This window comes from Alkalicoccobacillus porphyridii, assembly GCF_007293315.1.
Lineage (GTDB): Bacteria > Bacillota > Bacilli > Bacillales > Bacillaceae_D > Alkalicoccobacillus > Alkalicoccobacillus porphyridii.
The window spans coordinates 487,085-499,752 of the sequence record NZ_VLXZ01000001.1; the positions used below are offsets into that span (position 1 = coordinate 487,085).

Annotated in this window: 10 protein-coding genes; 4 read left to right on the forward strand and 6 right to left on the reverse strand. The window is 39.2% G+C overall.

Annotated elements, in window-relative coordinates:
- Positions 1–212 precede the first annotated feature (212 nt).
- Complete coding sequence (locus tag FN960_RS02255) at positions 213–1,964, reverse strand: sigma-54-dependent Fis family transcriptional regulator (protein WP_185970867.1); 1,752 nt, start codon at positions 1,962–1,964, stop codon at positions 213–215.
- 132 nt (positions 1,965–2,096) lie between these two features.
- On the reverse strand, positions 2,097–2,843 hold the full coding sequence (locus FN960_RS02260; RefSeq protein ID WP_143846743.1) for an SDR family NAD(P)-dependent oxidoreductase: 747 nt from the start codon (positions 2,841–2,843) through the stop codon (positions 2,097–2,099).
- 262 nt (positions 2,844–3,105) lie between these two features.
- Between FN960_RS02260 and FN960_RS02265 the strand changes: the two genes are divergently transcribed.
- The 4 genes from FN960_RS02265 to FN960_RS02280 are packed head-to-tail and all read left to right on the forward strand — an operon-like array spanning position 3,106 to position 7,108.
- A complete protein-coding gene (locus FN960_RS02265; RefSeq protein ID WP_143846744.1) occupies positions 3,106–4,056 on the forward strand; it encodes a phosphoglycerate dehydrogenase in 951 nt (316 codons plus the stop codon).
- 20 nt (positions 4,057–4,076) lie between these two features.
- Positions 4,077–5,108: a tripartite tricarboxylate transporter substrate binding protein gene (locus tag FN960_RS02270; RefSeq protein WP_143846745.1), complete on the forward strand. Its 1,032-nt coding sequence runs from the start codon at positions 4,077–4,079 to the stop codon at positions 5,106–5,108.
- An 18-nt stretch (positions 5,109–5,126) separates the two neighbouring features.
- The gene (locus FN960_RS02275) at positions 5,127–5,591 is read left to right on the forward strand and encodes a tripartite tricarboxylate transporter TctB family protein (protein WP_143846746.1); all 465 of its coding nucleotides are present in this window, start codon (positions 5,127–5,129) and stop codon (positions 5,589–5,591) included.
- Positions 5,592–5,608: 17 nt separating this feature from the next.
- Positions 5,609–7,108 carry a tripartite tricarboxylate transporter permease gene (locus FN960_RS02280; RefSeq protein WP_143846747.1) on the forward strand — a complete coding sequence of 500 codons (1,500 nt, stop codon included), beginning with the start codon at positions 5,609–5,611 and terminating at the stop codon, positions 7,106–7,108.
- A gap of 188 nt (positions 7,109–7,296) precedes the next feature.
- Here the strand turns inward: FN960_RS02280 and FN960_RS02285 are convergent, their stop codons facing one another.
- The 4 genes from FN960_RS02285 to FN960_RS02300 all read right to left on the reverse strand — a co-directional run bounded on the left by FN960_RS02285 (position 7,297) and on the right by FN960_RS02300 (position 12,486).
- The gene (locus tag FN960_RS02285; protein WP_143846748.1) at positions 7,297–8,430 is read right to left on the reverse strand and encodes a M20 family metallopeptidase; all 1,134 of its coding nucleotides are present in this window, start codon (positions 8,428–8,430) and stop codon (positions 7,297–7,299) included.
- 323 nt (positions 8,431–8,753) lie between these two features.
- Positions 8,754–9,449 (reverse strand): DUF977 family protein, encoded by a 696-nt coding sequence (locus FN960_RS02290; RefSeq protein WP_143846749.1) that lies wholly within the window; start codon positions 9,447–9,449, stop codon positions 8,754–8,756.
- A gap of 27 nt (positions 9,450–9,476) precedes the next feature.
- Positions 9,477–11,069 (reverse strand): ATP-binding protein, encoded by a 1,593-nt coding sequence (locus tag FN960_RS02295; RefSeq protein ID WP_143846750.1) that lies wholly within the window; start codon positions 11,067–11,069, stop codon positions 9,477–9,479.
- A gap of 526 nt (positions 11,070–11,595) precedes the next feature.
- Positions 11,596–12,486: an NYN domain-containing protein gene (locus FN960_RS02300; protein ID WP_143846751.1), complete on the reverse strand. Its 891-nt coding sequence runs from the start codon at positions 12,484–12,486 to the stop codon at positions 11,596–11,598.
- Positions 12,487–12,668 lie beyond the last annotated feature (182 nt).

Sequence of the window (12,668 nt, forward strand, 5' to 3'; positions counted from 1 at the left end):
TGTTCATCCTGCAGGTGTTGGCCGAAATCTGTGTAAAAGCTATGGATTTAACTCCTAATTAAAAAAAGTGAGTAAAGTCATAGATGACCTTACTCACTAATCTTAGTATGGTTGGAAGATATAAATGATGTTCTTAGACAATGGAGATACATAAGCATCAGAGGAATACACATATGCAGTAATATCCCGAACCCCTCTTGAATTTTTCACCCTTAAGATGGGTTCACTTTATTTAGCCTTCTCCATAGTGTCGTTCGATTAATTCCTAAGCGTTTGGCTGTTTTGGTTCGATTTTGTCCTTCTTCATTCCAGATCTTATAGATAATTCTACCTTCAATGTCTTCTAGCGTTCCAGATAAATCAATGGAATAAGGGGAAGATGACCCGTTTTCATTTTTTAATGCCTGTTCTAATGATTCACGCTCAATATATGGGGTGTTTGTTACCGCCACGCATTCTTTGATCACTGCTTTAAGCTGATTTACATTCCCTTCCCAGCTTTGCTCCTTCAATAGCTCAAGGGCTTCTGATCGCAGTCCAACAACCTGTTTTCCAAGCTCTAGATTAAATTCATGAATGAACGATAATGCAAGTACTTCAATGTCTTCCTTTCGCTCAGCTAAAAGCGGAATATCAACTTTGACGGTAGAAAGTCTTTCAAAGAGCTCAGCAAGAAACTCTTGATTTCTAACCGCTTCCTCCATATCAATATTACAGGTTACTAAGTAACGTACGTCTTTTGGTTGAGTATTTATATGGTCTAAAAGCTGCTGTTGCATCGCATGTGTTAGCCTTTCAATATTAAGTAAAAGTACCGAATAATCCGAGTCTAACGTTAATTGTTCAAGTGGTATATTCTGGGCTACTCGCTCACAATGTAACACAGCAAGAGGCGTTGTAACTTCAGACGATTCACTAAAATGTATAAAATGCGCAAGGCTTTCTTTCCCCGTACCAACAGCACCGGTAATCCAGATATTTCTTACATCTTGATGGTAGCTCTGGGCTTGCTCAATAACCCTTTTTAATTGATCGTTACCGGTTGTTATGAACGTTTTCATTGTTCGAGAAAGCTGCCAGTTCGGATCAACAATGTTTACACTTTCATGTTGATTTACATGCTGAAGATCACTTTCACGGCATGTGATAGCGACTAATTCTTGATCAAGCTTCTCTAACTCAATATCTAGATAATGCCCACTGTGTTCTACAAACGACTTGTTTGATCCTGTTCGTTCCATTCTCTCCACAGCCATTAACACAACTTCCTCTGGCCAATTATTCGCCTGCTGAAGCTGAACAAACCTCTGATTTGAATAGAGAATGTGGTTATCCTTAGATAGGATAGCTACAGCTTCATTAGAATGTTCAACATAGAGTTCAATCGGTTTATACGAAGATTTCACTTCTTCCAAATGATTAAAAAGCTTCCTCGCCTGGTCGAAAGCTTTTTTGACACTTTCCTCTCCAGAGGTTAATAGAAATCCATTGAGGCCAATAGATTCTGCCTTTTGAACAGCAATCACATCTCCCACCACAACCTCATAGTTCTCACGCTTCATTTGTTCTAAGCGTTGTTGAACCTCTTCTTCACTATTAACGGCATAGATAGAGATATCAATATCTAAAATGTCACATATCGTTTTAGCACCATTTGCAATTTTAGAAAACGCTATCAAACCTTTTTTACCTTCATAATCCTTAATGAATGTGAGGATGCGTAAGATATCGTATCCTGAAACCTCAACTTCAATTACAGGTACAGATAACTCCCTTTCCACATAGGAAGCCGTTCCTCCTCTACTAATTATGATATCTGCTTGATTGTGCATAACCTTCCTAGACAATTCTTTTCCCTTACAGAAATCTTCATGTTCAACATCAAAATCACACTGATACTCTTCTCCAACTTTTTTAAATATTTCTTTCAGTCCCTCATAGGGGGCAATAGCAAGGATTTTCAATCTTACCAGCTCCAAACGTTGCATATGTAAACAAAATTATATCATATATCCTTTATAAGTACTTCCATATCTACGCATAGAGTTTAAAAGAAAAAGCACAGGAGCACTGCCCCCGTACTTATAGCATCCCACTCAATTCATAAACGTCCCACCATTTACATTAATCGTTTGTCCCGTAATAAAATCCGCCTCATCCGACGCTAAAAAGCGCACGACGTCCGCGACATTTTTTGTGTGTCCGATTCTCTTTAATGGAATCTTCTCTACTACTGTTTCACGATATTCTGGTGTCCATTGCTTGCTCATATCTGTTTCAATTGGCCCAGGGGAAACTGCATTTACATGGATATTATGCTTTGCCATTTCTTGTGCCAGGTGCATGGTTAAATAGTTAACTCCCGCTTTAGATGCACCATAGGATGGCGCTGCATTTTTGTGCGGCGTTTTTGATGCGGTTGAACTAATATTTATAATCTTCCCTGCTCCCTGCTTAATCATAGCAGGCAGGACAGCTTTACTTAAGAGAAAGGTTCCAGTTAGGTTAATATCAATGACCTTTTTCCAATCCTCAAGTGTTGTTTCCAATGTGGAATGTCTCATATTAATTCCCGCATTGTTTACTAGAATATCAATTTGACCAAAACGATCTAGCGCAGCCTCTACAAGTTTTTCTGCTGTTTCAGGTAAACTTGCATCCCCAGCCACTTTTATACACGTTCCACCATTTGACTCTACTTGTTCCGTTAGTTCTGTCAATAGCGCTTCGTTTGTTCCATTAACCACAATGTGTATTCCTTCTGACGCCAAACATAATGCAATGCTTTTTCCGATTCCTCTACTTGCTCCCGTGATAATAGCAACCTTATTCTCTACGCCCATGATATCACTCCAAGTTATCTTTTTTAAAATTACACTTAACAAGTGTTGTTGCATTCATGAACACCAGTAAAAAGAGCTTAACTGACATTATGTATATTCTCCCTAGTATTATAGACCCTTTTTCAATCAAAATGTAAGCATTAACAAAAAAACGTTGAAATTTATATCAATATAATCATATAATAAACGAGCATTCATAAAAAATATGTCGAATCGTTTATTTTTGAAACGCATGCATGAGGTTAATAAAAGGAGTGAAACGATGAAAGTTATTTGTACATCCCCATCATTTGCAAAATATTCAAATCAACCCATAGATCGATTAAAGGAGGCTGGTATCGAGCTCATTCGTGTCCCTGCGGATATTGATCAAGATACATTCATTGAAGCGGCAGCAGATGCAGATGCGGCTATCGTGGCCTTTAATGAAATAAATGAAAGCGTATTATCCAAACTCCCTAAGCTAAAAATCATTTCAAAGCACGGCGTCGGTGTGGATAACATTGACCTTGAAGCGACTAAGAAGTATGGAGTCCTTGTGACAAATGTGCCTAATGCCAATAAGCATGCGGTAGCAGATTATAGCTTTAGTCTTTTATTAAGTTTGGCGAGATTAATTCCTTATGGTAATCAAAAAACAAAAGCGGGAGAATGGCCACACCTTTTCGGTTCAGATATCCACTCAAAAACTCTTGGAATCATTGGACTGGGTGCCATTGGTAAAGAAGTAGCTAAACGATCAACTGGATTTCAAATGAACGTCCTAGCCTATGATCCTTATATTGATGAGACATATGCCAAAGAAAACCAAATACAATCCGTAGACTTAGAAACTCTTCTTAAGGAGAGTGATTTCGTTACTTTACACATGCCTCTAATAGAACAAACAAGGCATTTACTAAATGCTAATCGACTCAACATGATGAAAGAGACAGCTTTCCTTGTTAATGCTTCACGAGGTGGCATCATAGATGAAAGTGCACTATATGATGCTCTTTTAAATAAACAAATCGCAGGTGCAGCCTTAGATGTATTTGAAAATGAGCCTGTTAAAGAATCACCTCTTTATAGCCTTGATAACTTTGTTGCCATGCCGCACGTGGCTGGATACACACCAGGCGCTATAAATATTCTCAGTGAGGTCTGTGTGGACAACATTGTAAGCGTTCTAACCTCCACAGATCAACCGAAACATATAGTTCACTCATCTTAATCTGAAGGAGGACCATCACCATGATGAAAAAAATTGCACTGACACTAGTCTCTATTATCTTCTTAGCTGGTTGCCAAGATTCGTCAAACCCAGAAGAAACGGAAGCTATAGATACAGATGTAGAAGAATCCGAAAGCGTTTCAAGTGGAGCTTTTCCAACTAGAAATATTCGTTTTGTTGTCCCATACGAAGCTGGTGGAGGAAGTGATGTCACTGCTAGAAAGCTGGTTGAAATCATTTCTAAGCAAGATTTATTACCAGGAGCAGACCCCATTGTTGTAAATCTACCCGGTAGTAATACGAGAAGCGGCCTAGGAGAAGTATTAAATGCAACTCCTGATGGTCATACCGTGCTTTTGCATCACTCATCCTTAAATTCTATGAACGCGTTAGATATGATAGATATCTCTCATGATGACTTTCAGATTGTATCCCAAATCGCAGAAAGCCCTCTTTTATTAGTTGGTTCTGGGGATTCAGATATGAAGACATTTCAAGAATATGTAGATGCCGCTAGAGAGAACCCGCGCTCTGTACGGGTTGGGTTACCAGGACTCGGCCCCGTATCACATTTGGCTTACGAGTATTTCACTCGAGTTGTCGATATTAACGAAGAGTTTGCGATTGTACCTTATACAGGTGGGGCTGGTGCAACAACCGCTCTGATGGGTGGACAAGTAGATATGCGAATGTCCGCTACACTTGATGCAGTGAATTATGCCGAGTCTGGCGATATCATTCCATTAGTCACCACAAGCTATGAGAAGCACCCTCATCCATTATTAAGTGACGCCGCATCAATGAAAGATCTTGGAATCGACTTTGATTTAAATCTGATGTATGGCGTGTACGCTCCAAAAGGCGTTCCTGAGGACCGTCTTGAATTGCTTGCTAGTGCAATAGAAGAAGCTGTAAATAGTGAGGAATTTGCTGACTTCGGTGAAAGAATGGGCATGGAGCCACTTTATCGTGATGCAGAAGAATATGCGGAGTATCACGACCGCCACCAAGCCATTTTTGATGACATTGCTTCCGATGTTCAAACTGAATAGGACGGAGAGGATTTAATTATGAAACGTTATATTGTTCAAATTATGTTTATCGTATTTTCCGCTTTACTATTTTTGAACGCTCTTACTTCGGTAAGAACGTTAACGATACGCGAGGATTTGCTTAACCAAAGAGATTACATGTTAATTGTAGCCTCTCTTATTCTACTCATTTCACTTTTAAGTATCTTTTTTGAATGGAGAAAAAGTCGTAAAACCAATGAAAAAGACACATTGCCCGCGTTTCATATTAGCAAAAAAGTCATCATCATTATTAGTGCTACTCTGCTATTTGTTTTAGGTGCGACCTTTATTGGATTCTTTACATCGACTCTACTATTTATCTTTGCTATTACTGTTTATTTAGGTGAGTTAACAAGAAAAAATATAGTAAAATCAGCTTCTTTTGCTGTTGGCTTAACCGTTGTTTTATATATTGTATTTGATATCATCAACGTTTATTTTCCAAATACGTTGTTGATTTAGTCAAGGGGGAAGAAAGCATGGATATTCAAACGGTATTTGGAATTTTTCTTGAGATTGTTACTAGTTCAGCTATCTTATATATCCTAGCAGGGACTGTACTTGGGGTTATCTTTGGGGCGCTTCCTGGCTTAACTGCAACACTTGCCATTGTTATATTACTACCTTTCACATACGGAATGGACCCTTCATCAGGTATCGCTATGCTGATTGCTGCTTACATTGGTGGGATATCAGGTGGGGTGGTTGCCTCCGTATTAATAGGGATGCCTGGTACACCCTCATCCATTACAACAGTGTATGATGGGTATCCGATGGCAAAGCAGGGTCTCGGCGGTAAAGCATTAGCTATTGGAGCCACAGGAAGTTTAATTGGATCTTTAGTATCCTTGTTCTTCCTAGTCACTCTAGCACCACAGCTTGCAGCTGTTGCACTGCGATTTAGTCCAATTGAGTACACGATGGTTATATTATTTGCCTTTATCACAGTAGCCGGCTTAACTGGGAACTTTCTCAAGAGCTTACTCGTCTCTATTGTTGGACTTGGAATTGCGTTAATTGGCTTTGATCCATTAAATTCAACTGAGAGAAATCCTTTTGGTTTGGAGATTTTCGCTGGGGGGATCACACCTATTCCTGCCATGATTGGTTTATTTGTAGTCTCAAAAGTGTTCATAGAATTAGAAGGTGGTACTCAAAACACAATTATTCCGAAGATCTCTTTAAAAAATATCTATCCAAAATTTAAAGAGTTACGTGCTTCATGGACAAACTACTTACGCTCAAGTCTTATTGGAACCGCCATTGGTATCTTACCTGGAATTGGTGGTACTTTAGCTAACTTCGTGTCCTATGACCAAGCGAAAAAAGCAAGTAAGGAACCAGAAACCTTTGGTAAAGGAAATGTGGATGGGCTGATTGCTTCAGAGACAGCTAATAATGCGGTTATTGCAGGGAATCTTATTCCGTTACTAGCTTTAGGAATTCCTGGGGATTCCGTCTCGGCTATTCTTCTTGGAGGGCTACAGATTCAAGGTCTTCAGCCTGGACCACTACTATTCCAAAACCAGCCTGAATTTATCGTTAATCTATTTATATCCTTTTTCTTAGCAGTTATTGCTATGTACGTATTTATGATGACGATTGGAATGCGGGTATTTCCAAAAATGCTTGCATTTAAAAAGATGTATTTACTGCCTTTTGTATTAGTAATGAGTATTGCTGGCGCTTATAACATTGGCTATCGTGTAGAAGATATTTGGATCATGGTGATCTTCGGGATTATTGGCTATCTATTTCACAAGCTTGATTTCCCTACATTGCCTATTGTTATTACGTTGCTATTGGGAGCTACATTTGAGATGAACCTCCGTACATCACTCATTTTGACTGAAGGAAGTTTGGTTCCATTCTTCACTCGTCCCATTTCACTCATCTTTGTTGTCTTAACCTTGATTACCATTGCATTTATTATTCGCTCGACGCTGAAAGAGAAAAGATTACAGAACAAAGCAAGCTAACTTAACATGAAAAAGCTTAACAATGTAGGAGTCTTTCCATTCATTGTTAAGCTTTTTGTTTGTTTACAATGTGTGAAGATGGACCGCTACAGGAGTTCTTCACTTTCCTAGGCGGACCAAGAAACCAAACTTTATCCTTCCTCTACTTCTATACATCCATATACCTTATACAATAGCAAGACTCTATATTACTTCGCAAGTCGCTCAATCACCGATGCTAGCAGCTCTGCTCTCTCGACGAGTGTGTCGATTTCTAGATACTCTCCTTCATTATGCTGCTTTCCGCCTTTGGGTCCTAAACCGTCAACGGTTGCAATGCCCATTGCTGAAGTAAAAGAGGCATCTGAGCCGCCACCTGTTGAGATATCTGTTATTGACAATCCAATTTCTTCCCCCACAGCTTGAATGGTTTGCAGAAGCTCAATGGTTTGTTCGTTTTTCTCCATGGGTGGGCGCTCAATCCCACCCTCTAGCTGAATGGTTGTCCCTTCAACTGTCGCCTTTGAACAGATCTCCTTAATGGACTGATCCAGCGTATGAGCCTGCTCCATCTGAGATATACGAATATCAATCTCCGCTCTTGCTGAGTCCGCCACTGTGTTAACCGCAGAACCACCCTCGATTAAGCCGACATTTACACTGATGCCTTTATCGTGATCACTTAACTGATGAAGCGCAATCACTTTATGCGACAGCTCTTCAATCGCGCTTCTTCCCTTTTCAGGTTCAATGCCAGAATGCGCAGCTATGCCTTTTACAGTTAGTATGTATTTCCCTCCACCTCTTCTAGATGAAACTAATGAACCATCTGTTCGAGCAGGCTCCATAACCAAAGCATAGTCCATCCCTTCAGCCTGTTCCTCTATGAAATCACGACCTACCGGTGCGCCAATTTCTTCATCACTAGTAAAAAGGATTTTAACAGCCTTTATAGCTTCGCTGCTTTCATTCGCTAGCGCCTTAAGTGCAAACAAGGTGGTGACATGACTTCCCTTCATATCAACCACACCGGGTCCATATGCGACTCCTTCTTTGATGTTGAATGGCCTTTCGGAAGCAGTGCCTTTCGGGAACACGGTATCCATGTGAAGTACAAGTAAAATGGATGGCTTCTGTGCTTCTTTGTGAGTAACAATTAATTGATTTCCATAGTCTTGAATATCTCTTACTTCTACATGAAAGGGCTCACGCTCAAACTCGTCCTTCAACATGCTAGCAACCTGATCTACGCCCTCTTTGTTGTAGGATCCACTATCTACATTAACGAGCTTCTCAAGAAGCTTCAGCATTTGATCTTGCTGACTTGTTAAATACTCCTTCATTCTGCACACTCCCATCTGATCTTCCTCTCATTCTAACATGCTCGAATGAATAGAGAAAAAAAAGACTATTCAAGAGGAGTTGTTACTACCACTGAATAGCCTTACATTTGAAGAAGATGCTACCTTATAAAAAACTCATTGTAATCTTAACCCATCCAATAATTGCTAACCATAGAGGCATACTTAGTAGCGTCCCCCAGAGAATTCCTTCAATTAGGTTACCTTCATACTCCATTATGCGCTCCCCCCTTTTTAAGGAGTTTAGTCAATTATATGCAATACTATTCATGATGTATTCGCTTTCATTTGATAGATTCCTTTCTTTATCTAAATTTTTTAGAGGGTTTATATATTTTTTCCGGCCTACCTACGACTCCATAGGTAACATCGCTATGTGCATCTCCCCTGTCTACTAATGCTGCTAGATATCTCCTCGCCGTAGATCGACTAACCCCAATGGCTTCTACTACTAACTCTGTTGTAGCTTCGCCCTTCTGGCAAATTAATTCTAGAATTTTTTCGTAGGTAATTGGATCAATTCCTTTGACATAGGGAACATGCTCTGCCTGATGCTCAGTACCTATGTTAAAAAGCTGATCAATGTCCCCTTGATCTAGTGTCTTCTGTTCATTTGTCAGTGTCGTAATATCCTTACGAAATTGCTTATAGCGTATCAGCATATCCTTAAATCGCTGAAAAATTAAGGGTTTTGTCAGGTAATCAAAAACACCAAACCGTAATGATTCTACGATCATACTTGCGTCCTTCTCCGCCGTAATCATAATAACATCCACGGTAGGGTACGCTAACTTTAACTCCGGTAGAAACTCCACCCCATGCATATCAGGTAAATAAATATCTAATATCACTAACTGGGGTTGGAGTAATTCTAAAAGGGTCTCTGCCTCATCCTTTGATTGAGCGATGCCTACCACATTAAATTCATCCACTTTCTCAACAAAACGTTTATTTATTTCTGCTACTTTTACGTCATCTTCTATTATTAAGACATCAATCATACTGTAGTCACCGCCCGATTTAAACTTTTATTTTGTTTGTGATTGATGCATTGGAATGCTGACTTTAATGCAAGTAACAGCATCAGAATCCTCACAATGTGTAATCGTTCCATCCACTTCATCGAGCATGTGGTGAATAATTCTCATACCGTACCCGTGATTTTTTTGTTCTTTACTAGAATACCTTGTACGTAAGAGGGACTCAAATGAGTGCTCACTAAATCCTATCCCCCAGTCGCAAATGGTCATCATCAAGGCTTGATCCTGCTGAGTAAATGAGATGGTTATTTTTTTGGATTTAGCCTCTGGTTTAAGAACAGCGTCCATAGCATTGTCTAATAGGTTCCCAATGATTGTTACTACCGGTCGTCTGAGGTATTGACTCAGGCTCAAAGTGTTAGTAGGAAGTTGAATTGTAAAATCAATGCCTTTTTCCTCCGCTTGATGCTGCTTCCCGATAAGCAGAGAGTGTAAAAGTGGATCTACACGTTGATACTTAAAGGCCTCTGTCTTTTTCAGTTGTTCTTGTGATTCTTCTTCAATATAATCAATGGCTTCTTGATAAGATTCCAGTTGTAGAAGACCAGAAAGCACATATAGCTTATTCGAAAATTCATGGGTTTGAGCTCGTAGCGCATCCGCATAATTTTGGGTTTGACTCAGCCGTTCCGTTAATTCATTCAGGTCTGAAATATCTCTCAAGCTAAAGACGGTGCCCATCCACTCTTTCCCCTTATTCCAAATTGGTACCTTTTGAACGACTATCCCTTTGGTCATCGTAATGGCTGGTTGAGTATGGCTAGTCCCATCGCTTTGTAATGATAACTCTTTTAGTACAGCCGAGTGATCAACCACATCCATCGACATCCCCATATACTCTTGCTCAGGATCTAGTTTTAAAAGCTTTCTTGCACGAGCATTTAACAATGTAATCTCATGATGTTGATTAAAAGCAACGATCCCTTCTCCTACCGATTCAACTATGGCCTGCTTTTCTTGATACAGGCGGCCAATTTCATTGGGTTCCATACCTAACGTTGCTCGTTTCAGACCTCTTGTCACAAATAATACGCCTATTAGTCCAAGGATCACTGTGCCAATTCCAATTAAAAGAACTAGTCTTTCATACATTTGAGCAGTAGCTTGAATGCTCTCTGCTAGAAAACCAACTGAAACAAAGCCTACGATCTCCTCTCCGTTCTTAATGGGGGCTTTACCTCTGATAGATAAACCTAAAGAGCCCTCCGCTTTAGAGATAATAGAGTGACCATCATTTAAAACCGGATCGTTATCTCCACCTACAGAGGGCAGCCCTACTCTTGAAGGATCTGGGTGATAATATCGAATCCCCTGTTGATTAGCGATGGTTATAAATTCGGCCTCGCTCACTTGAAAAGCATCTGTTGCCACTTGGTACATAGATGATTCAGGATCCTCTGATTGGAATGCTTCAATAATCGTTGGGTTTAAAGCGAGGGTCTCCGCAACATCTAAGGCACGTTGTCCAATTTCTTGTTCTAATGCATCCTCAATAATTCTCTGAAAGGAAATGCCTAAAATACTAATGATGACTAAGATTAAACTGAATATTAATAGCATTAGTTTATACTGAAATTTCAACTTGGGGTCACTCCCACTTACTCGTATATGTTTTCTTAGTATATCATTTTATTCTTTTTTATTTCGACACACCAAAAAAGGAGAGTTCCCGCTAAGGGACTCTCCTCCTTCTGAACCGCCCAGGCCATGTGGCCGTCTAGTAAATAAGCAGGTGGTTCATCTTGCTGCAACAGTCTGCAGCTGGGTCAATCATTGTACATTCAACCTTCACTGAACCACCCCCTTTCGATAGGTTCATTATACGTATAGCCACCCTTAATGTAAAGACTTATTTTTCAGAATAATTATATAAATTAAATCTTTTTTTAAATAAATGGTTTAACTATATAAGAAACTGGGAACTATGCTAAATAAGATCTACATTTCCTGATCAGAATATAAAAAAAGACAAGGTATGTCCCTGTCTTTGTAACGTATTTGCTTAACGTACTAAATGTTTAGCGAATCGGTTTAACGAATAATTTAACTCTACCACTATAATATGAAACTCTCGAATTGAAGTCAACCTTTAATTCGAGAAGTTCTATCATTTTCTGACAGGAGTAGATTCACTAAAGGGCGTAACCATGTTACGGCCTTTTTCTGTTAGTGCCAAACTAGGCTTTACCTCTCCTGTGCTTAAATCTTTATTAATTGTATCTATTAGCTTTCTTACTTTTAATAAATCAATCAACTCACTTGCAGAATTTGCCGGAATTGAAAATTTGAGAGAATATTGATTTCGAAGCCACGGCGCACCAAGATATAAATCACTATCTCCATATTTTTTCTCCCATTCGTCAATAAATAGAAGAGATTGATCCACATAACCATCCAATTCATATTCTTGTTCCTCTAGCTTTAAGAAAGAGCCAAGGTCTTCACTATGATGAGAATAATTTGTAATATCAGTATGTTTAGGGGCTGCATCTGACAAATAAAATAATTCCACACGTTTCCCTTTATACATCAAACGACTCATAATTGGAACCATGTCACTATCAGCCGTTACAAACACGTAGCAGGAAATACTTTCATCTTTAAATGTACTCTCAATTGCATCTATACATAGCTCAATATCCGAAGAGTTCTTTCTGGAATCTCCATCCTTATCATTAGAGTACACATGCTTAATTTGAATCCGTTGTTTTTGTAAGTCCGTTAGACTGGAGCGAATTCTTTGAAAGTCTGCGTAGGCTCTAAATGTTCGAACACGATCCTGCCCGTACCTTTCCCAAAGGCATTGAAATAAATTTTTAGCCTTCTCTTCATGATTAGGATTATGGTTATATCTGTTCATTAACGTCCAATATACATTATCATAGTCCACAAAAATGGCTACGTTATCATCTGAAGGCTGATACTCTTGTTTTGTTTGCAGCAATGTATCCAACTTTCTTATAAATTGTTCATTCACTTGTAAATTTGAGTTTTCCATTTTGGAATGCTCCCTTCTTTCTCCTCATTGTTCGTTACAATTCCCTTTGAAACCTACACATAGGCCTTTTGGCGGCTAATCGACTATTTCCGGGGAAATCAGCTAATTCTCGTGCTATACTATTTTTCATTTGTTTCTTTCCCCCTTTCATATTATATAGAGAATAGTTTCTTACTATATTA

Excerpts from the sequence above, each read along its gene's own strand:
- FN960_RS02300 (WP_143846751.1), bottom strand. The coding sequence starts at position 12,486 with ATGGAAAACTCAAATTTACAAGTGAATGAACAATTTATAAGAAAGTTG.
- FN960_RS02280 (WP_143846747.1), top strand. The coding sequence starts at position 5,609 with ATGGATATTCAAACGGTATTTGGAATTTTTCTTGAGATTGTTACTAGT.
- FN960_RS02265 (WP_143846744.1), top strand. The coding sequence starts at position 3,106 with ATGAAAGTTATTTGTACATCCCCATCATTTGCAAAATATTCAAATCAA.
- FN960_RS02270 (WP_143846745.1), top strand. The coding sequence starts at position 4,077 with ATGATGAAAAAAATTGCACTGACACTAGTCTCTATTATCTTCTTAGCT.
- FN960_RS02260 (WP_143846743.1), bottom strand. The coding sequence starts at position 2,843 with ATGGGCGTAGAGAATAAGGTTGCTATTATCACGGGAGCAAGTAGAGGA.
- FN960_RS02275 (WP_143846746.1), top strand. The coding sequence starts at position 5,127 with ATGAAACGTTATATTGTTCAAATTATGTTTATCGTATTTTCCGCTTTA.
- FN960_RS02285 (WP_143846748.1), bottom strand. The coding sequence starts at position 8,430 with ATGAAGGAGTATTTAACAAGTCAGCAAGATCAAATGCTGAAGCTTCTT.
- FN960_RS02290 (WP_143846749.1), bottom strand. The coding sequence starts at position 9,449 with ATGATTGATGTCTTAATAATAGAAGATGACGTAAAAGTAGCAGAAATA.